This window comes from Bordetella genomosp. 13, assembly GCF_007679965.1.
Taxonomy (GTDB): domain Bacteria; phylum Pseudomonadota; class Gammaproteobacteria; order Burkholderiales; family Burkholderiaceae_B; genus Bordetella.
On sequence record NZ_VEHL01000005.1, the window covers coordinates 299,342 to 319,565 of the forward strand.

Genomic DNA, 20,224 nt, shown 5'->3' on the forward strand with positions numbered 1-20,224 from the left:
GAACATGGACCAGCAAGCCAGCAGGTTCGACTACATCATCGTCGGCGGGGGCACGGCCGGCTGCATCCTGGCCAACCGCCTGACCGCGGACGGCCGCCATCGCGTCCTGGTGCTGGAGGCGGGCGAGAACGCGTCCAGCCGCTGGATCTCGATTCCGGCGGGCTTCAGCAAGCTGCTGACCGATCCGCGCTTCAACTGGCGCTTCGCCACCGAGCCCGAGGACAACACGCGCGGCCGCGTGATCTCGGTGCCGCGTGGCAAGGGGCTGGGCGGCTCGACCCTGATCAACGGCATGATCTACGTGCGCGGCCAGCCTGGCGACTACGACGCCTGGGCGCGCGCGGGGGCGACCGGCTGGGGCGCGGGCGAGGTGATGGACGTGTTCCGGCAGATCGAGAATTACGCGCCGGGCGGCGCGTCACGGGGCAACGCTGCGCAGGGCGATGCATCGCCGCGCTACGCCTCGTCGGGCGTCGCCTCGTTGCGGGATGCATCGCAACGCGCCGACGCGCCGGTCGGCGCCCTGCGCGGCCACGAAGGGCCCATGCACCTGGAGCAGGTCGCCGAACGCTTCCCCCTGTCCGACGCCTTCCTGCAGGCCGCGCAACAGGACGGCCAGCCGCTGAACCCCGACTACAACGGCGCCAGCCAGGAGGGCTTCGGCTACTACCAGGTGCTGCAGCATCGCGGGCAGCGCTGGAGCGTGGTCGACGGCTATCTGAAACCCGCCCTGAAGCGGCCGAACCTGTCCGTCGAATGCGGCGCGCACGTCACGCGGCTGCTGTTCGAGGGCACGCGCTGCGTGGGCGTGGAATACCGCCAGCATGGCAGGACGCTGCAGGCACGCGCCGGCCGCGAGACGCTGCTGTGCCTGGGCGCGGTGCAGACGCCGCAACTGCTGGAGCTGTCGGGCGTGGGCAATCCCGAGCTGCTGCGCCGCCACGGCATCGGCGTCGTGCTGGCGCGCCACGGCGTGGGCGAGCACTACATCGACCATTACGCCACGCGCATGAACTGGCGCGTGCGCAACACCGTGACCCTGAACGAGATGTCGCGCGGCATGCGGCTGGCGCGGCAGGTGGCCAGCTATTACGCGATGCGCCGCGGCATCCTGACGCTGGGCACGGGCCTGGTGCACGGCTTCGTGCGCACGCGCGACGACCTGGCCACGCCCGACGTGCAGTACTTCTTCGTGCATGCCAGCTACGCCAACGCGGCCGAGCGCATCCTGGACCGCGAGCCCGGCATGACCATCGGCGTGGCGCAGTTGCGGCCCGAGTCCATCGGCAGCATTCACATCAAGTCGCCCGATCCGTTTTCCGGACCCTCCATACGTCCCAATTTCCTGGCGGCGGAGGAAGACCGGCGCAGCCTGGTCGAGGGCATGAAGCTGGCGCGCCGCATCGTGTCCCAGCCGGCCCTGCGGCAGTACGTGGCGCACGAGATGAGCCCCGGCGACAACGTGCATAGCGACGACGAATGGCTGGACTTCGCGCGCGCCAACGGCCAGACCATCTACCATCCCGTCGGCACGTGCCGCATGGGGTCGGACGCCGATGCCGTGACCGATCCGCGCCTGCGCGTCCGCGGCATCGCGGGACTGCGCGTGGTGGACGCCTCGGTGATGCCGTCGATGGTGTCGGGCAACACGCAGGGCGCGGTGATGATGGTGGCGGAGAAGGGCGCGCGGATGATTCTGGAGGATGCGCGCCAGCCATGAAAAAAGCCTGAGCCTCCGGTGGAGGGCTCAGGCCTTTTCGCGGGCCGGATGCCAGGCGGACTACGTCACATCCCCCACCCGCGCCAGCGGCGGGTTGGCCGTGAAATATCGTCCGATGCCCGTCATGATGGCTTGCGCCAGCTTCTCCTGGTGCGCTTCCGACCGCAACAACTGCTCTTCGCGCGGATTGCTGATGAAGGCGGTCTCGACCAGCACAGACGGGATGTCCGGCGCCTTCAGCACCGCGAAGCCGGCCTGTTCGACTTCGTTCTTGTGCAGGCGGTTGATCTTGCGCAGCTCGTCCAGCAGCGCGGTGCCGACCTTCAGCGAGTCGTTGATCTGCGCGGTGGTCGAGAGGTCGAGCAGCACCTTCTGCACCTGGCGGTCGTGCGAGCCGAGGTTGACGCCGCCGATCAGGTCGGCCGCGTTTTCCTTGTTGGCCAGCCAGCGCGCCTGCGTGCTGCTGGCGCCGCGCTCGGACAGCGCGAATACCGAGGTGCCGCTGGCGGTGGGCTTGATGAAGGCGTCGGCATGGATCGACACGAACAGGTCGGCGCGCACGCGGCGCGCCTTCTGCACGCGCACGTGCAGCGGCACGAAGTAGTCGTCGTCGCGCGTCAGGTAGGCGCGCATGTAGGGCTGCGCGTCGATCAGCGTCTTCAGGCGCCGCGCGATGCGCAGCACCACGTCTTTCTCGCGCAGGCCCGAGCCGCCGATGGCGCCCGGATCTTCGCCGCCATGGCCGGGATCCAGCGCGACGGTCAGCATGCGCTTGCGGCCGGCACTGGCGCGCGGCGGCGAGGCGGGCGAGGGAATGGAGGCGACCGGAGGTCGCGGCGCGGGCGCGGGCAGCACCGGCGAGGGTTCCTGGCCCTTGGCCAGCGGCACGCCGCCGTCGGCGCTGCCGGCACCCTGCGCCGAGCCGTTGCGCGCGATCTCGTCCAGCACGCGCGCCAGCGGATCGTCCACGTCGGGGCCGCCCTGCTTGTTCAGGATGGCGACCAGCGGGTCCTGCGCGATCTTGGGATAGAGGTCGAGCACCAGGCGGTACTGGTAATCGGCCACGGGCTTGAGCGTGAACACCTGCGGCGCCACGCCCTGCTTCAGGTCGAACACGATGCGCACGACGTTGGGACGGTTCTGCGCCACGCGCAGCCCGCTGATGTACGGATCGTCGGGGCGGACCTTGCGCACCAGGTCGTTGAGCGCGGCACTGACAGTGAGGCCTTCGATGTCCACCACCAGGCGATGGGGATTCTCGAGCGTGAAATGCTCGGCCTTCAGTTCGTGGTCCAGCTCCAGCGTGACCCGGGTGTATTCCTCGGCCGGCCAGGTACGCACCGCCAGGATGGTGGCCGCGCTGGCCAGCCTGGGCAGCACGGGCAGCACCAACAGCGTGGCGGCGACACTGATCAGGCGCCGCCGCTTGGCGGAGCCTGCGTCGAGGGCGGGGAGATGATCGCGTTCAACCATGTTTGTCCTCGAGCGGTGTAAGCGGTCAGGGCAGCATCACGCCCCTGGTCGGCGTACTCCAGGGCGATCAGCAAATCCGGGGGCGGTAACAGGTCCCCGGCACGCTCGGGCCATTCGACGAGGACGACCGCATCGTCCCTCAATAAATCCCTGAACCCGGCGTCCAGCCATTCGCGCGGATCGCTAAATCTATAAAAATCAAAGTGATAGAAGTATAAGCTAGAAATTTTATAAGATTCAAGCAGTGCATAGCTCGGACTCTTGATCCGCCCCTGGACGCCGCATGCGCGCAACAGCGCCCGGGTGAAGGCCGTCTTGCCCGCGCCCAGGTCGCCTTGCAGGTGGATGCGTCCCCCGGCCGGCGTGCCGGCGCGGCCATCCAGCAGGGGGGCCAGCCGCTGGGCCAGGGCCTCGGTGGCGCCCTCGTCGGGCAGGTGCAGCGGGTGCGGAGCGGGCGGGGGCTGTGTCATGGCGGAATCCGGGCGCGGTGGTAAAACCGGGAGAGTGCCCGCGATTATAGGAAGCGCGCTTTCTGCTACGCTTCCATTGATATCGATTCTCGTTTATTTTTCCCGGCAGGGCCGGGATCGCCGCAACGGAGCTGCACTGCCATGAAAACCCGTACCGAGAAAGACACCTTCGGCCCCATCGAAGTCCCCGACGACCACCTGTGGGGCGCGCAGACGCAGCGTTCGCTGCATTTCTTCGCCATCTCCACCGAGAAGATGCCGGTGCCGCTGGTGACGGCCATGGCGCGCCTGAAGCGCGCGGCCGCGCAGGCCAACGCCGGCCTGGGCGAGCTGGACGGCAAGATCGCCGAGGCCATCGCGCAGGCCGCCGATGAAGTCATCTCCGGCAAGTGGCCCGACGAGTTTCCGCTGTCCGTGTGGCAGACCGGCTCGGGCACGCAGAGCAACATGAACATGAACGAGGTGCTGGCCAACCGCGCCTCGGAGCTGCTGGGCGGCGAGCGCGGCGAAGGCCGCAAGGTCCACCCGAACGACCACGTGAACCGCGGCCAGTCGTCCAACGACACCTTCCCGACCGCCATGCACGTGGCCGCCGCCGTCGAGGTCGAGCAGACCCTGCTGCCGGCCCTGAAGGCGCTGCGCGCCACGCTGGCCAAGAAGAGCGCGGATTTCTACGACATCGTCAAAATCGGCCGCACGCACCTGCAGGACGCCACGCCGCTGACGCTGGGCCAGGAGCTCTCGGGCCACGTGGCCCAGCTGGACCTGGCCGAACAGCAGATCCGCGCCACGCTGCCGGGCCTGCACCAGCTGGCCATCGGCGGCACCGCCGTGGGCACGGGCCTGAACGCCCATCCCGAGTTCAGCGCCCGCGTGTCGGCCGAGCTGGCCCGCGACACCGGCAGCGCCTTTGTGTCGGCGCCCAACAAGTTCCAGGCGCTGGCCTCGCACGAGGCGCTGCTGTTCTCGCACGGCGCGCTGAAGACGCTGGCCGCCGGCCTGATGAAGCTGGCCAACGACGTGCGCTGGCTGTCCAGCGGCCCGCGTTCGGGCCTGGGCGAGATCAGCATCCCCGAGAACGAGCCGGGCAGCTCGATCATGCCGGGCAAGGTCAACCCCACGCAGTGCGAGGCCATCACCATGCTGGCCGCGCAGGTCATGGGCAACGACGTGGCCATCAACATCGGCGGCGCCAGCGGCAATTTCGAGCTGAACGTCTACAAGCCGCTGGTGATCCACAACTTCCTGCAGTCGGTGCGCCTGCTGGCCGACGGCATGGCCAGCTTCGACCTGCACTGCGCCGCGGGCATCGAGCCCAACCGCGAGCGCATCGCCGAGCTGGTCGACCGCTCGCTGATGCTGGTGACCGCGCTGAACCCGCACATCGGCTACGACAAGGCCGCGCAGATCGCCAAGAAGGCGCACAAGGAAAACCTGTCGCTGAAGGAATCCGCATTGGCGCTGGGCTACGTGACGGAAGACCAGTTCGCGCAGTGGGTCGTGCCGGCGGACATGACCAACGTGAAGCGTTGATCGCGTGAAGGGCGGCCGCGTGATGGCGGCTGCCCGCGGATGAGCGGCGTATCCGGAGGCTTGCCTTGCGGTGCGCCGTTTTCGTTGGGCCGTGCGGCTTGCGGGCGCGCCAGTTCAGGGCTGCGTACGTCGCTTCAGCCCGCCGCCATCAGCCACAGCGGAATGGTCACCGCCGACAGCAGCGTGCCCAGCGAGATCACCACGGCCACCATGCGGCCGTCGCCGCCCATGCGCACGGCCAGCACGTAGGCGGCCGAGGCCGTCGGCAGGGCCGCGAACAGCAGCAGCATGCGGGATTCCAGCGGCGCCAGGCCGATCAGCGAGGCAGTGAACAGCGCCACCAGCGGCAGCAGCGCCAGCTTGACCACGAGCATCCAGGCGATCAGCCTGCCTTGCCCCCGCCCGCCATCCCACGACAGGCTGGCGCCCACGCAGACGATGCCCAGCGCCAGCGCGGCGGCGCCCAGGCGGCTGAACACCGTGTCGACAGGGCCCGGCAGCGACAGCCCGGCCAGGTTGCAGGCCAGCCCCAGCAGCGTGGCCAGCAGCAGCGGGTTGCGCAGCAGTTCCTTGAAGACGTTGCCGCCGCCGTGGCGCGCCAGCGCATACACCGCGGCCACGTTGGCCATGGGCACCGCGAAGCCCACGATCAGCGCCATCGCCGACTGGCCCTGCGGGCCGCCCAGGCTGGCCGCCAGCGCCAGGCCGATGTAGGTGTTGAAGCGGTATCCGCACTGCGCGGCCGACGCATGGGCCATGGGCGGGCAGCGCAGCGCGGGCAGGGCCAGCCAGGCCAGCAGTACGCCGACGGCGATCACCAGCGCCGTGGCCTGCAGCAGCAGCAGGGCGCTGCCCGCAGAGATGGGCGTGCGCAGCACCGACTGGAACAGCAGCGCGGGGAACAGCACGAAATACACCAGGCGTTCGACGCCCGCGAAGAAGTCGCGCGAGTACCCCAACCTGTGGCGCAAGGCCCAGCCCAGTGCAACGAGAAGAAAATCGGGCAAGACCAGCAAAGCGACCGACATGTGGGGGCCAAATTGATTGATTTTCGGGATAACCGCGATGTGCGATGTTTATTTTTGCTGCTATTCTCCGTGATCCAGGCACAGCCGCGGACCACGTATCCGCGGCACGAAGCCCATAAGATCGCACGGCATATCTCAGCACAGGCGGCTTTTCGTCTGCAGCCGCATTCTAGGAGGAAACACCCCATGCTTGAAGTCCGCACCCTGGTACGCGCCATCGCGCTGGCAAGCGGCGTCGCCGCCGTCGCAGCCGCGTCCGTCGCCAACGCTGCCGGCTATCCTGAGCGCCCGATCCGCGTGATCGTGCCGTTCGCACCTGGCGGTTCCACCGACATCATCGCCCGCCTGGTCACCACGCGCATGAGCCAGGAACTGGGCCAGCCCATGGTGGTCGAGAACAAGGGCGGCGCGGGCGGCGCCATCGGCGCGGCCGAGGCCGCCAAGGCCGCCGCCGACGGCTACACGCTGTCGATCGCCACGGTGTCCACCATGGCCGTCAACCCGGCGTGCCGTCCCAACGACCTGCCCTACGATCCGATCAAGGACTTCCAGCCGGTCACCAACTTCGCCAACACGGCCAACGTCGTGGCGGTCAATCCGAAGTTCCCGGCCAAGGACTTCAAGGAATTCCTCGAAGTCCTGAAGAAGAACCCCAACAAGTACTCGTACGGCAGTTCGGGCACCTGCGGCGTGCTGCACCTGATGGGCGAATCCTTCCGCATGGCCACCGGCACCGACATCGTGCACGTGCCGTACAAGGGCTCGGGCCCGGCCATCGCCGACGCCGTGGGCGGCCAGATCGAACTGATCTTCGACAACCTGCCGTCGTCGATGCCGCAGATCCAGGCCGGCAAGCTGCACGCCATGGCCATCGCATGGCCCGAGCGCATCGCCGCCATCAAGGACGTGCCCACCTTCGCCGACGTCGGCCTGCCGGTGCTGAACCAGCCCGTCTGGTATGGCCTGCTGGCCCCCAAGGGCACGCCGATGGACGTCGTGAACAAGCTGCGCGACGCCGCCGTGGTGGCCCTGAAGGACCCGAAGGTCATCAAGATGCTGGACGAGCAGGGCTCGGCGCCGTCGGGCAACACGCCCGAAGAGTTCGCCAAGGAGATCCAGGCTCAGTACGACTGGGCCAAGGACGTCGTGAAGAAGCAGAACATCAAGCTGGACTGATGGTTTGATGCTCAGGCGGCGACGCAATCCGCCGCCGATGAAGCGCCCTTTCCGGAATGACCGGAAGGGGCGTTTTTTATGGGTTGCTTGTCGGGTGCGGCAACTGGCCGCCGTCAACCCTCGATCCGCGGGCGCCGCCGTACCAGGTGCTCCGCCGCGTTGACTTGGTCCACCGCCGTCACGCCCAGCATCGCCATGTCGCGCGACACTTCCTGCGTCAGCAGGCGGATGCCGTGCTCCAGAGCCGGCAGTCCGCCCACCGCGGCGGCGTATCCGAAGGGACGGCCCACGAAGGCCATGCGCGCGCCCAGGGCGAGCGCCTTCAGCACGTCGGTGCCGCGCCTGATGCCGCTGTCTATCATCACGGGTATGTCGGGGCAGGCGCGTACCACCTCGGGCAGCGCGCGCAGCGGCGCCACGGCGCCATCCAATTGCCGGCCGCCGTGGTTCGACACGATGATGCCGTCGGCGCCGCAGTCCTGCGCGCGGCGCGCATCGTCGCCGCGCAGGATCCCCTTGACCACCAGCCGGCCCTGCCACTGGCCGCGGATGTTGCGCAGGTCGTCCCAGTTCAGGTGGCCGCGTTCCGAGAAGTCGCGCAGCACCGACGGCGACAGGATGGGCGCGCCGCGCGTGGCGTAGTTGTTCTCGAAGTGCGGCATGCCGTGGCGCAGCAGCGTACGCAGGAAGGTGCCGCACAGCCAGCGCGGATGCGTCAGACCCTGCCACGCCAGGCCCAGGCTGGGCCGCAACGGCGCCGAGAAACCCATGCGCACGGTGTTCTCGCTGTTGGGCGGCACGGGCGTGTCCACCGTCACCACCAGGGTCTTGAAGGCGGTGCGCGACACGCGGTCGATCAGCGCTTCCAGCGCGGCGCGGTCGCCGGGCAGGTAGGCCTGGAACCACGCGCCCGGATGCTGCTGGGCCACCTCCTCCAGGCGGATCAGCGACGAGCCGCTCATGATCATGGGCAGCCGCGCCGCGCGAGCGGCCTGCGCGATGACCACGTCGCCGCGGTAGCTGGACAGCGCGGTCAGCCCCAACGGCGAGAAGCCGAAGGGCGCCGCGTAGGTCTCTCCGAACAGCGTGGTGGCGGTGCTGCGTTTCGAGACGTCCACCATCACGCTGGGGCGGAAGCCGTAGTCGGCATAGGCCGCGCGGTTGTCGTCGAACGAGGCGCCCGTTTCCGCCACCGCGCGCATGTAGCCGTACACGGGACGGGGCAGGTGGCGGCGCGCCAGCCTCTCGAAGTCCTCCAGCGACAGCACGCCGCGCAGACGCCGGGGCGGCCGCGCCGCGGGCGCGGCGACGGGCCTGGGGGCGGCGGACAGGTCGGGCATGGCTGTGCTGGAGGGCATACGAGGACTTCCTTCTACGGACTTATTCCGGCTTGATGCCGGACTTCTTGATGAGATCGCCCCACTTGACGCTCTCGGATTGCATGTACTGGCGGAACGCGGCGCTGTCGCGGCCTTCCAGGGTGGCGCCCTGTTCGGCCATGCGGGCGCGCAGCTCGGGATCGTTCAGGGCCTGCTTGACGCCTGTCTCCAGCCTGGACACGGCGGCCTGCGGCGTGCCGGCCGGCGCATACAGCCCGAACCACGTCAGGGCCTCGAAGCCCTGCAGGCCCGACTCGCTGACGGTGGGGATCTCGGGCGCGCTGGCCGCGCGCTGCAGGCTGGACACGGCGATGGCGCGCAGCTTGCCGCTGCGGATGTGCGGCAGCAGCGTGGGCAGGTTGCTGAACATCAGGGGCACCTGATTGCCCAGCACGTCCGTGATGGCGTTGGCCTCGCCCTTGTAGGGGATGTGCACCATCTGCGTGCCGGCCATGGCATTGAACAGCTCCATGGACACGTGCTGCGGGCCCCCCAGGCCGGATGAGGCATAGCTCAGCTCGCCTTTCTTGTCGCGGGCGTACTTGATGACGTCCTGCACGGTGTGCAGCGGCAGCGAGGGGTGCACCACCAGTACCAGCGGCACCGAGGCCACCAGCGACACGGGCACGAAGTCCTTGATCGGATCGAAGCGCAGGTTCGGGTACATGCTGGGCGCCACCACCATCGTGGATTGCGTGCCCAGCAGCAGCGTGTAGCCGTCCGGCTTGGCGCGCGCAGTGGTTTCGGCCGCGATGGTGCCCGTCGCGCCCGGGCGGTTCTCGACCACGTAGGGCTGGTTGAACTGCTTGCCCAGCGCCTGGCCCAGCTGTCGCGCCACCAGATCGACCGCGCCGCCGGCGGAGAAGCCCACCATGATGGTGGTCGAGCGGTTCGGATAGTCGTCCTGCGCCCAAGCGTTGCCGGCCAGGGTGACCAGGCCCGCCGCCAGCAGGGCGGACAGGGTGCGGCGGCGTAGGGGATCGATCGTGGTCATTGCGGTGTCTCCTGTTGGGATGGGTGTGTGCCTGCCGGGGCGGATCGCATCGTCCGCCTGTTGTTGTGCATGCCGCGGGCTGACTGAATTGTGGATTCCCGCTGACTGAAGCACAATTTCGTTTTTAAGCGTTCAGACTGAATTTTTTATTGCTTCATGGATACGCGTTTTCTCGATACTTTCGTGATGGTGGCCGAATGCGGCTCGATGGCCGAGGCCGCACGGCGCAGCAACGTCACGCCCACCGCGCTGGCGCAGCGCCTGCGCGCGCTGGAGCGCGAGTTCGGCGTGCCGCTGTTCACGCGCTCGGGGCGCTTCGTGCGCATCACCGAGGGCGGCGCGCGCCTGCTGGAGCGCGCGCGCCGCTTCCAGCGCGAGCTGCACGAACTGAAGTCCGCGGTGTCCACCGAGGGCTTCCCGGGCGGCCTGCGCATCGGCACCATCCGCACCGCGCTCACCAACGTCATGCCCGACCTGCTGAAGTACGTGGCCCAGACCTATCCGCGGCTGGACGCCGTGCTGGAGATCGGCGTGTCGCACGAGCTGTACCACGAAGTCACCGCGGGCAAGGTCGACGCGGCGCTGGTGGTCGAGCCGCCGTTCCGGTTGCCCAAGTCGTATGCCTGGCAGACCCTGCGGGTCGAGCCGCTGGTGCTGCTGGCGCCCGCGCTGCTGGTGCGCGGGCGCCAGACAGACGTCGACCGCCTGCTGGCCATGCAGCCCTTCATCCGCTACGACCGCCGCACCTGGGGCGGCTCGCTGGCCGACCAGTACCTGCAGCAGCGCGGTCTGCGGCCGCAGGAGCGCTTCGAGATGGACGCGCCCGACGGCATCCTGATGCTGGTGGGGCAGGGCCTGGGCGTGTCCCTGGTGCCCAACTGCTTCCGGCCTGAATCCGTGCCGAAGAACGTCGTCGTGATGCCCCTGCAGCGCAACAAGCTGGAGCGCAAGCTGGGCATGCTTTGGCCGGCGCAGTCGCCGTATGCGCGGCTGTTCCGCGAGATGATCGGGGCGGCCGCGGCGCGGACGTGACGAGCGGTGCCGCGCGGCCGGCGGCGCCCGACGCGCTCAGGCTTCGCGCCGAGTCAGAACGCCGAGCGGATCACGCCGCCGTCCACGCGCAACGCCGCGCCGTTGGTGGCCGACGCGGCCTCCGAGCACACGTACACCACCAGGCTGGCGATCTCTTCCGGCGTGATGAAGCGCTTGAGCAGCGACGATGGGCGCGCGGTCTCGAAGAACTCCCGCTGGAAGGCCTCGAACGACTTGCCGCCCGACAGCTTGTTCACGAAATCCACCACGCCTTCCGACTGCGTGGGGCCGGGCAGCACCGAATTCACGGTGACTCGCGTGCCCGCGCAGCTCTCGGCCAGGCCGCGGGCCAGGCTGATCTGCGCGCTCTTGGTGACGCCGTAGTGGATCATCTCGACGGGTATTTGCACGCCGCTCTCGCTGCTGATGAACACGACGCGGCCCCAGTCCTTCGCCTTCATCTTCGGCAGGTAGGCGCGCGTCAGGCGCACGCCCGACATCACGTTGGTGTCGAAGAAGTGCTGCCAGTCCTCGTCGGGGATGTCCTCGAACGGCTTGGGATCGAAGATGCCAAGGTTGTTGACCAGCACGTCGACGTCCGGGAATCTGCCGACCAGGGCCGCGACCTGGCTGGGATCGGACAGGTCGCCCGCATGGCCTTCGGCCTGCGCGCCCGGAACCGCCTTGGCCAGCGACTGCAGCGCGGCGTCGACCGATTGCTGCGAACGGCCGTTGACGATGACGCGCGCGCCTTCGCGCGCCAGGCCCACCGCGATGGCGTGGCCGATGCCCTTGGTCGAACCGGTGACCAGGGCGAGCTTGTCTTTCAGGTGCATGTCCATGGGAGTGCTCCAGGAAACGGGAAGGGGACCCGCGCCTCGTGCGCGCGGACAAGGGTTAGGATACGCCCATGACGATGCCTTCCAACGACCAGATCGAAGCCCTGCTGCGCGGTGGACCGGCCAGCGACCGGCACCCCTGGGCGGCGCGCGACGACGATGCCGTCGATGCGTACTATCGGCGCCTCTGCCCCCGCATCGAGCGCGAGACCGGCGCGCTGTCGCGCATCGAGTGGGACCACTACGGGTCGGGCTACGCCTCGTTCGTCGATGCCTGGTTCTACCGCGACGAGCCGGGCTTTCGCCTGCCGCCGTTCAAGCGGTTTTCCATGCGCAAGGAGGCCCGCTACACGGGCCTGGCCGTGCTGCTGTGCCGGCTGGCGCCGGTGTACGTGTTCCTGGAAGGCGAGAAGTCCTGGCACGGGCGGGGCGGCAGCGGTTACCTGCCCAGCGGCGGCGGCGTGGACGGGTTGAAGACGGAGGCCGTGCAGGCATTGGCCGCGCAGGTGCAGGCCGTGCTGCGGGCGGAAGGGCTCACGCGGCTGTCGCGCGCCGAGCTGGACGTGCCCTTGCCGTCCGGCGCGCAGGTGCCCACCATGCTGGAGAACGGCGCATGTACGCGGTTCGACGCGTTGTTCCACTGGCAGGATTGAGCTTTCGGCCAGGAGATGCAAGCAGGTGTACCGGGCGGCGCGCCCCCGATGGCGCCTGGGCGACAATCTGGGCTTCCCGTCGCATGGACTGCCAGGCGTGATGCCCGTATCGCCCTTGCTCGACCAGATCCTCGGCCGTGTCGAACGCCGCTATCGCCTGCCGGCGATCGACGCCGCCCTGGCGCACGCGCCGCACGCCCAGCCCGCGACCCGCGTCGCGGTGGCGATCGAGCAGGCCCGCCAGGCCGTCGAGCGGGGCCTGGCGCCGGACGACGGGCTGCGGCCGGTCTTCATCGATGCGCTGGCCGCCCTGATCCAGGAGGCGATGCGCGCGCGGCAGGGGGATCCCGCGTTCCAGGCCATGGTGCTGCGGCACCGGACCGACGCGGTGCGCGAGTATGCCTCGCTGGCCGCGCACGCAGAATCGGATCGCCGGACCGTGCGCGCGGCGGTCAATGCGGTGGCGCATCCGGCCAAGCTGGAGCGCCTGCCGTCCGGGCCGGTGCGGGGCGGGCTGCATGCCCTGCAGGCAGCCACGGCGGCGGGGCACTGGCCGCGGGGACGGGACGCCGCGCGGCGCCTGAGCGCGCTGCCGGCCCTGCCGGATGAGGCCGCGCGCGGCGTGGACCGGCTGCTGCGGTCGGCCGCGCTGGACCGCCTGGAGCGCCTCGATGCGCTGGCGGCGGACGCCGCAGTGCGGGATTATCTGGCGTTGGCCGCGCGCCGCGGTCCGGCGCCGGGCAGCGCCGCCGCGGCCGTGCAGGGCCAGGCTTCCCGCCAGCGTGGCGAGGCCGTCGAGGCATCCACCGCGCGGGCGCTGCGGGCCGTGGCGCAATGCTTGAACCACGAGGAGCGCGCGCGGGCCCGGTACCGCGTCGTGACCTCGATGCGTGTGCCCGCCGCCATTCCCGCCAGCCACGACCGCGCCAAGACCGAATGGGACGCGGTGCTGCTGCGGCATGTCGGCGGGGAAGGCGGCACGGCGTTGTGGGACATCTGCCTGCTGGCCGAGGCCAAGGCGTCGGCGGATGCCGCCACCACCGACCTGCCGCGCCTGCTGCGCGGCCTGCGGCTGCTGGCCCATGCCGAGGCTGGCGCGGCCTATGCCTTCGAGACCCGCGAGGGCCCGGTGCGCCTGCGCGGCGCGTCGCTGGCCGCGCTTCGTACGGACGAAGCGGCGCTGGTCCGCTCGGTGCTTTATTGTTGCGAGGCGCCGGCCGAAGCGGCGCCGCGCCTGCTCGGCGCCGCCAGCCGCATGCAGCTGCTCTGCGCGCCGCCCAGCCTGGACTATGCGGCCGCCCTGGCACGCGGCCAGGCCGACCCCGCACCATTGGGGGCGGTATGGGATCAACTGGCGCAATCCGCCCGGTGGGGCGCCGTGCTGCATCAGTATCCCGCGCAGCGTCAGGTACGAAACTTGATGGTGCGTCCCGATGACCTGCAGGGCGCCCTGGCAGCCGTGTCTGCGCGCTCTACAGGTCATTAAGCTGTCACAATAGGCCGCGCAAAAAACGCAGCAAAAGTATGGATCCGGCATGGGCGTGACGTCGGTTTCACTGTAATAATTCGCTTTATTTTGTTGACAAGCTTTCAACGTAGAATTTTGCTGCCGCTGCCAGGCTCCGCCGCAACACCACCACGTCAGGGATGTTCTTGGACCTTCTGACCCTCTACCTCCTTGCCACTGGAACGCTGGCCGTCAGCGCGGGCCTGCTTTTCTGGGAGCAGCGGGCCAATCCCAAGCGCGCCACGACGCTGAAGACGCTGGCCGCCGGCTTCGGCACGCTGGCGCTGGGCTGTGTGGCCGTGCTGTATCGCGGCGCTTTGCCCAGTCCGCTTGGGTCGGCCATCAGCAACCTCGTCATCCTGTCGGGCTACCTGCTGGTGCTGGTCGGCGTGGGCTCGTTCAGCGGGCGGCGCTACCGGATGTTCTGCGTGGCCGTGCTGGTCTGCACCGCCATCATGTGGGCGTTGGTGGGGGCCGAGGGCGAGGCGCTGGGATGGAACTACCTCAGCTCCATCTCCATTGCCGCGATCGCGGCAATGACGGCGTGGTCGATGTACCAGTACCCTGCGATGAAAACCGTGCCGTCGCGCCACATCGTCGTGGCCGTGGCCGCGCTGCACGCGCTGATCTATGCGGCCCGGCCGACGTTGCTGCCGATCCTCGTCGCGCAGCACGGGCCGGCCATGCAGGCGCTGGTCAGCAAGATCACCGTGTACGAGGGCGTGCTGTACTCGGTGGTGCTGCCGATGGCGCTGTTGAAGCTGATCCGGGACGAGACCCATGGCCAGCTGCTGCGCGAATCCCTGACCGACTACCTGACCCGCCTTGGCAACCGCCGCTGGTTCTTCGAAGAGGGGCCACGCGTCATCCATGCGCGCGGCGGGCGCGGGCCCGTGGCCCTGCTGGCCTTCGACCTGGACCAGTTCAAGGCCATCAACGACGTGTACGGCCATCCGATGGGCGACAGCGTGCTCAAGGCGTTCGCCGAGGTGGCGCGCGACGTGCTGGGCCCGCGGGCGATCCTGGCCCGCATCGGCGGCGAGGAGTTCGCCGCGCTGCTGGCGGGCGACGACGCGCGGCGCGCCCGGGAGCTGGGCGAGACGATCGCCAGGCGCCTGCCCGAAACCATCGCGCAGCGCATCGACGGCATCGACGTCACGACCACGGTCAGCATCGGGCTGGCGCTGTACGAGGGCGCGCTGCCCACCTTGCCGGAAGGCCTGTCGGCGGCCGACCAGGCGCTGTATCGCGCGAAGGCCGCGGGCGGCAATCGCCTGGAAGAGGCGCCCTGACGCGCCCGGACGCCGTCAGGAACTGAGCACGGTCTCGCCGGCGTACGGCACCATGTGGATGTCGGCGCCGACGACCGTGATGGTGCCGACGGTCCATTCGTAGTCGCGCGCGTGGCTGGGCTTGAGCAGCCACGTGGGGCCGCCGTGGATCTGCACGCGGCAGGCCACGTTGTCCGGGGCCAGCGCGCCGGTCTGCGAGAAATTGCGCACGCTGATCAGGTAGCTGGCGTTGCCCCAGCGCGAGATCTCGATCACTTCCCGGCCCGGGCCGGTGACCACGTCCTGCACGAGCTGCGCGTACGGCGCCTCGGCCAGGCTGCCGGTGTGGTCGAAGGCGACGGTGTGCTCGTTGCGGTCGCCATGGATCAGCGCCAGCCGCAGGTCGACGTCCTGCAGGGCCTCGGTCCACTCCAGCACCACGGTGGCGGCGATGCCGCTGCGTGGGGCGTCCTGAAGGTCCGCGGCGGCGGACCTAGCGGCCCGCGACCGGGCGGCCCGCAGGGGTACGGCCTCATGCGCCGCGCCCTCGAACAGCGCGTCGCGCAGGGCGGCCTGCAGCATGGGATGCTGGCGTTCCCGGCTGGGCGTCGCATGGCCGATGAAGCGGATGCGCGCCGCCGTCGTGGCCGCCGCCTTGGTGATGGGACAGACACGGTCGGCCGGTTCCCGGTCCACCAGGAAGGTGTCGGCATCCGGGCAACTGCGCGCGTAGCCCTCGGCCGCGTGCGCGACGTTCGAGGCATTGCCCGTCAGGTGATGCCGGCATTCCAGCGCCAGGCGCGTGGCGGCCTCGTCCCTGCCGTCCAGCCGCGCGCGCACCACGCGAAAATCGGGCTGGATGCCGCGCTTTCGCCGGCCCCCGGCGGCGGCGGACCGCAACTCGGCCCAGATGTCGAACTGGTCCTGGCCATATTCGTAGGTGGCCAGGCGGTAGCCGCCGGCGGCGAACGTCAACGTGCCCGCCGTGGCATGGAAGTGAAAGGAGTCGGCGTGCCGTTGCGCCGTGCGCAGCAGCATCGCGCCGGCCCAGACCGAGTACATCGCGTGGCGTTTCCGCCAGATCGGCAGGATCAGGATGCCGAGCAGGCCGGCGTAGGTGTCGGCGACTTCCGGGTCTGGCGTGTCCGCCGCCTGCCATGGCGGCATGGCGCGTATTTCCAGCACCTGCCGGATCTCCCGCACCTGGGCGCGTAGCTGTGCCAGGCTGAGGTTCATGGGGGCATCGCCGGGCCCGAACCGGAACGCGATGCGCGGGTCGCGCCCGGCGTGCCCCCGATCCAGCGCGTCCAGGATGTCTTCCATCATCACGGCGAAGTCGCGCTGGGACGCCAGGACGGTGCGCAGGAAATGCGCGGCCGCGATGCGCGGCGTTGCCGAGCGGCCATCCCATTGCAGCAGGTCGCGTAGCCGCCGACAGGCCTTGGGCGGGGCCGCCGCGTCGGCCTGGAACAGCGCCAGCAGGGCGTCTTCCAGGTCGGCGTCGCGGCCCGGCCTGCCGCGGGTCGACCTCGGTTCCAGGCCGGCTTCCACGCAAAGCCTGTCCCACAAATCCAGGGCCGTATCGGTGACCGCCATGCCTGTCTCGCTTTTCCTGTCGGTATCGGGGCGGCAGCATAGCCCGGCCTGTCTTACCCGCGCAGTAAAGCTTCCAGCGGAAATCGTGCTCAGTGGAAATCGTAGTAGATCGCCCACCGCCCGTCGGTCCGGCTTTTCCAGAACATCAGGCTGCCGTTGTCGATGACGTTCAGGTTGATCTTGTCGTCGGTGGAGATCTGGAAGATGAACTCGTAGTCCCCGCCCGGGTGGACGCCCGACTGGCAGTACGAGGGCCAGCCGCCGAACTTGTGGTCGTAGGTGTGGGTGACGATGTCGTAGTAGCTGTCGATCACGCCCAGTCGCTCCAGCTGCAGGATTTCCTCTTCCAGCTCGTACGGTACGCCGCCGCCGTCCCACAGCGGGTGGTCGTCCGGCACCGCCTCCATCTTCAGCGGAAAGGGCCTGAGGAAGTGGTCCGGCGGCGCCAAATCCTTGCGCACCAGCACGTCGTCGAAACCGTACTCGCGGATGACCCAGTTGTCGCCCATGGGCTCGAGCTGCTCGGGCAAGGGCTCGTGCAGGAACAGTGTAAGGATCCTCACGCCATCCAGCAGGGAGCTGCGTACCGGCAGGCTGGGGATGTGGAACTGCGCATAGGGCAGCAGCGGCTGGCCGCTGGCGTTGCGCGGGATGTCCTCGTCGGGGCGGAACAGGAAGACCTTGCCCAGCCAGCTCTCGTCGTCCTGGTGGGTAGGGCGGAAACCGCCCGCGGTCAGCCTGGTGAGAGGGCGGTTCAGCTTGCGGCGGATGGCTTCAATCTCGGGCGTCATGCGGGTTCCCTGCGTGGCGTGGATCGGCGGCGTTCATGCTACCCGGTGATCGAGATTTCCATAAGGCGGACCCCATGCGCGCTTTCATCGGCCTGGCCGTGCTGCTGGCCGGCACGCTGCATCTGCGGGGTGGTGGGCGTGCTGGACTGGAGCCTGGACATTCAGGAGGCCATCGCGCTGCCCGACATGGGCAGCCGCAACCGGGCCACCGAGCTGGAACGCGGCACGTCGGTGGCGAAGCTGGCGCCCGCGCTGAAGAAGCTGGGGCACGAGGTCAGCGAAGAGGAATTTCCCAGCGGATTGCACGGAATCGTGATCGGGCCATCGGGATTGGCCGGCGGCGCGTACCCGCGCAGGGAAGGCGTGGCGCTGGGCGACTGAACGCCGTCCGGCCCCGCTGCCGGGTCCGCCAGCGCCAGCATGGGGCGGGTGCGGCGCGGGCCGTCGCCCAGCAGTGGCGTGACGGGGTCGAGCCCCGCGGCCTGGCGGGCGGCGGCGACGATGGCCGAGGGCGCGGCGTAGGCGCCGGCCTGCGGCTGGGCGTCCTGCCCCGTCAAGCCGGCGGCGGGCGAGCCGGCGCCGGTGGCCGCGGCCGCCATCCACATCAACGCCGCCGCGGCCAGGCCGGCCACCAGGCCCCAGGGCATCATCGCCAGGGCGCGTTTCATCATGGTCCGCTCCTCAAAGTGCGTGCCGGCGTAGTCTGCCAAGGACTTATGAGGATGGGATGAAGACAGGGGCCGATGCGTCGTGTGCATGAGATGTCGTCTCGATTCTTGCCACGCGTCCGGGCGCAAGTGGGGACGCGTGGCAGCGTGGCTGGACAGGCTGGATGGGCAGGCATCAGCAGAGGCCGTACCCGGGCCGTGAGCCGCTGGCGATGACGAAGGTCTTGAAGCGCTTTTTCATGGTCCGATCCTCCTGTAGTGATGCCCGCAGTCTGCGGGCGCGCCGTGAGGATCGGACGAAGTTTGTGAAGCCAGGGTGAAGCGGCTTGCTGCGCGTGGCGTGGCCGCCGCGCAAGGGCGGCCCGCGTCGCCGGGGGCGCGCGCCTCGCAGGCGTGGCGCTCAGTGCCCGCCGGGTTCGCTGAAATCCCGCAGCACGTCGTCGCGCAGCCTGATGAACGCCGGATCGCTGCGGCTGCGCGGACGCGGCAGGTCCACCTCCAGCGTGCGGCGGATGCGGCCCGGGTGCGGCTGCATGACCACCACGCGGTCGCCCAGGAACACGGCCTCGTCCACGTCGTGCGTGACCAGCAGCATGGTGATGCGCTCCTTCTGCCAGATGCGCTGCAGCTCGTTCTGCAGGCGCGAGCGCGTCAGGGCGTCCAGTGCGCCGAAGGGCTCGTCCAGCAGCAGCACGCGTGGCCGGTTGACCAGGCCGCGCGCGATGGCCACGCGTTGCGCCATGCCGCCCGAGATCTGGTGCGGATGGGAATGCTCGAAGCCCTGCAGGCCGACCAGCGCCACGTGGTCGGCCACCAGCTCGCGCTTCTCGGCCTGGGAGAGGCCGGCGTTGCGCAGGCCCACCTCGATGTTCTGCTCGACGTTCAGCCACGGAAACAGCCGATGGTCCTGGAACACGATGCCGCGGTCCAGGCCGGTGCCGCGGATGGGGGCGCCGTCGAACTGGATGCGGCCGTCGTACTCGGTGTCCAGGCCGAGGATCAGGCGCAGCAGCGTGGACTTGCCGCAGCCGCTGGCCCCGACGATGCTGACGAACTGGCCGGCGGGCACGTCGAGGTCGATGTCCTGCAGCACCTGCAGCGTGCCGCCCTGCGCCTGCGTGCTGGCGTAGCGCTTGCCCAGGCCCTGGATCTGCAGGCGGTGCCGCTGGGCCGTGTGCGCCGGGGTTTCGGTAAGCGTCTGGGTCATGGAGGTCGTTCCTTTCGATGTGGTGCGGTGTCGATGGGACTCTCGCAGGGCTCTGCGCCAGGCGAGGGCCGTGCGGAAGGTCAGGCCTGCGTACCGCGCCAGCGGCCCAGGCGGCGTTCCAGCGCGCGCGCCGAGGCGTTCATGGCCCAGCCCACCAGGCCGACCACGAACATGGCGAAGATCACCAGGTCCATCTGGAAATGCTCGCTGCCCTCGATCAGCAGGTTGCCCATGCCCAGGCCGGAAACCAGCAGGTATTCGGCGCCGATGGTGGCCAGCCACGAGTAGATCAGCGCCAGGTACACGCCCGTGAAGATGGAGGGAATGGCCGAGGGCAGCACCACCAGCCGGATCGTCTGCCAGCGCGTGTAGCGGTAGACGCGCGCGACCTCCAGCAGGCTGGTGGGCACATTGCGGATGCCGTCGCAGGTGTTCACCACCACCGGCACCAGCGCGGCCAGCGACAGGAACACCACCTTGGCGGTGTCGCCCAGGCCGAACCACACCGAGATCAGCGGGATCCACGCGAACAGCGAGATCTGCTTGAAGGTGTTGAAGCTGGGGCCGACGATGCGGTCGAACAGCCTGGACAGGCCCAGCAGCGCGCCCAGCGCCAGGCCCAGCGCCGTGCCGATGGCGAAGCCCGCCAGCTCGCGCGCCAGGCTGGACGACAGCGCCCGCCACAGTTTGCCGCCGGCGACGTACTCGGCGGCGGTGGCCAGCACCTTGCCCGGCGACACCAGCAGCGCGGGATTGGCGGCCTCCAGCGTGGCCAGCAGCCACCACACGGCGATGGCCGCCGCGGGCAGCGCCAGGCCGCGCCAGCGGCGCGGCGAGGGTGATACCGCGCGCGCCGGCACTGTCGCGTCCGGACTTGGCCCACTCTG

The 20,224-nt window shown here is 69.4% G+C and carries 17 protein-coding genes and 1 pseudogene; 8 read left to right on the top strand and 10 right to left on the bottom strand.

Translation table 11 applies throughout. From position 1 onward, the window contains the following. Window positions 1–4 precede the first annotated feature (4 nt). Window positions 5–1,720, top strand: coding sequence for a GMC family oxidoreductase (locus FS845_RS14665; RefSeq protein ID WP_144636553.1), 1,716 nt, complete (start codon window positions 5–7; stop codon window positions 1,718–1,720). 60 nt (window positions 1,721–1,780) lie between these two features. On the opposite strand, the gene FS845_RS14670 is transcribed toward FS845_RS14665, so the two are convergent. Both FS845_RS14670 and tsaE read right to left on the bottom strand, forming a co-directional pair. Continuing rightward, the gene (locus tag FS845_RS14670; protein WP_144636555.1) at window positions 1,781–3,193 is read right to left on the bottom strand and encodes an N-acetylmuramoyl-L-alanine amidase; all 1,413 of its coding nucleotides are present in this window, start codon (window positions 3,191–3,193) and stop codon (window positions 1,781–1,783) included. Then, window positions 3,133–3,663, bottom strand: coding sequence for a tRNA (adenosine(37)-N6)-threonylcarbamoyltransferase complex ATPase subunit type 1 TsaE (gene tsaE / locus FS845_RS14675; RefSeq protein WP_144636556.1), 531 nt, complete (start codon window positions 3,661–3,663; stop codon window positions 3,133–3,135). Before tsaE ends, FS845_RS14670 begins: the two co-directional genes overlap by 61 nt. A gap of 141 nt (window positions 3,664–3,804) precedes the next feature. Here tsaE and fumC point away from each other — a divergent pair, with 141 nt between their 5' ends. After that, window positions 3,805–5,196, top strand: coding sequence for a class II fumarate hydratase (gene fumC / locus FS845_RS14680; RefSeq protein ID WP_144636559.1), 1,392 nt, complete (start codon window positions 3,805–3,807; stop codon window positions 5,194–5,196). A gap of 134 nt (window positions 5,197–5,330) precedes the next feature. Here fumC and FS845_RS14685 read toward each other — a convergent pair whose 3' ends face one another. Further along, window positions 5,331–6,224 carry an AEC family transporter gene (locus FS845_RS14685; protein ID WP_144636561.1) on the bottom strand — a complete coding sequence of 298 codons (894 nt, stop codon included), beginning with the start codon at window positions 6,222–6,224 and terminating at the stop codon, window positions 5,331–5,333. 186 nt (window positions 6,225–6,410) lie between these two features. On the opposite strand from FS845_RS14685, the gene FS845_RS14690 reads away from it, so the two are divergent. Continuing rightward, a complete protein-coding gene (locus FS845_RS14690; RefSeq protein ID WP_144636563.1) occupies window positions 6,411–7,400 on the top strand; it encodes a tripartite tricarboxylate transporter substrate binding protein BugE in 990 nt (329 codons plus the stop codon). A gap of 113 nt (window positions 7,401–7,513) precedes the next feature. Here the strand turns inward: FS845_RS14690 and FS845_RS14695 are convergent, their stop codons facing one another. Next, the gene (locus FS845_RS14695) at window positions 7,514–8,758 is read right to left on the bottom strand and encodes an alpha-hydroxy acid oxidase (protein ID WP_144636565.1); all 1,245 of its coding nucleotides are present in this window, start codon (window positions 8,756–8,758) and stop codon (window positions 7,514–7,516) included. A 22-nt stretch (window positions 8,759–8,780) separates the two neighbouring features. Continuing rightward, window positions 8,781–9,773 (bottom strand): Bug family tripartite tricarboxylate transporter substrate binding protein, encoded by a 993-nt coding sequence (locus tag FS845_RS14700; protein WP_144636567.1) that lies wholly within the window; start codon window positions 9,771–9,773, stop codon window positions 8,781–8,783. Window positions 9,774–9,929: 156 nt separating this feature from the next. Between FS845_RS14700 and FS845_RS14705 the strand changes: the two genes are divergently transcribed. Beyond that, on the top strand, window positions 9,930–10,805 hold the full coding sequence (locus FS845_RS14705) for a LysR family transcriptional regulator (protein WP_144636569.1): 876 nt from the start codon (window positions 9,930–9,932) through the stop codon (window positions 10,803–10,805). A 53-nt stretch (window positions 10,806–10,858) separates the two neighbouring features. Here the strand turns inward: FS845_RS14705 and FS845_RS14710 are convergent, their stop codons facing one another. Next, a complete protein-coding gene (locus FS845_RS14710; protein ID WP_144636571.1) occupies window positions 10,859–11,647 on the bottom strand; it encodes an SDR family NAD(P)-dependent oxidoreductase in 789 nt (262 codons plus the stop codon). 68 nt (window positions 11,648–11,715) lie between these two features. Between FS845_RS14710 and FS845_RS14715 the strand changes: the two genes are divergently transcribed. The 3 genes from FS845_RS14715 (at window position 11,716) to FS845_RS14725 (ending at window position 15,096) form a co-directional block, all read left to right on the top strand. Beyond that, a complete protein-coding gene (locus FS845_RS14715) occupies window positions 11,716–12,297 on the top strand; it encodes a hypothetical protein (protein ID WP_144636573.1) in 582 nt (193 codons plus the stop codon). A gap of 100 nt (window positions 12,298–12,397) precedes the next feature. Then, window positions 12,398–13,783: a 3-deoxy-D-arabino-heptulosonate 7-phosphate synthase gene (locus FS845_RS14720; RefSeq protein WP_144636763.1), complete on the top strand. Its 1,386-nt coding sequence runs from the start codon at window positions 12,398–12,400 to the stop codon at window positions 13,781–13,783. 161 nt (window positions 13,784–13,944) lie between these two features. Beyond that, window positions 13,945–15,096: a GGDEF domain-containing protein gene (locus FS845_RS14725; protein ID WP_144636575.1), complete on the top strand. Its 1,152-nt coding sequence runs from the start codon at window positions 13,945–13,947 to the stop codon at window positions 15,094–15,096. Window positions 15,097–15,111: 15 nt separating this feature from the next. On the opposite strand, the gene FS845_RS14730 is transcribed toward FS845_RS14725, so the two are convergent. Then, a complete protein-coding gene (locus FS845_RS14730) occupies window positions 15,112–16,671 on the bottom strand; it encodes a hypothetical protein (protein ID WP_144636577.1) in 1,560 nt (519 codons plus the stop codon). Between the two features lie 89 nt (window positions 16,672–16,760). After that, on the bottom strand, window positions 16,761–17,462 hold the full coding sequence (locus tag FS845_RS14735; protein WP_144636579.1) for a DUF1963 domain-containing protein: 702 nt from the start codon (window positions 17,460–17,462) through the stop codon (window positions 16,761–16,763). Window positions 17,463–17,591: 129 nt separating this feature from the next. Between FS845_RS14735 and FS845_RS26835 the strand changes: the two are divergent. Beyond that, a pseudogene (locus FS845_RS26835) lies at window positions 17,592–17,843 on the top strand (gamma-glutamyltransferase); the annotation flags it as partial. Window positions 17,844–18,530: 687 nt separating this feature from the next. Here FS845_RS26835 and FS845_RS14745 read toward each other — a convergent pair. Together FS845_RS14745 and FS845_RS14750 are read right to left on the bottom strand one after the other, a co-directional pair. After that, window positions 18,531–19,337 carry an ABC transporter ATP-binding protein gene (locus FS845_RS14745; protein WP_144636581.1) on the bottom strand — a complete coding sequence of 269 codons (807 nt, stop codon included), beginning with the start codon at window positions 19,335–19,337 and terminating at the stop codon, window positions 18,531–18,533. Window positions 19,338–19,417: 80 nt separating this feature from the next. Continuing rightward, window positions 19,418–20,197: an ABC transporter permease gene (locus FS845_RS14750; RefSeq protein ID WP_144636767.1), complete on the bottom strand. Its 780-nt coding sequence runs from the start codon at window positions 20,195–20,197 to the stop codon at window positions 19,418–19,420. Window positions 20,198–20,224 lie beyond the last annotated feature (27 nt).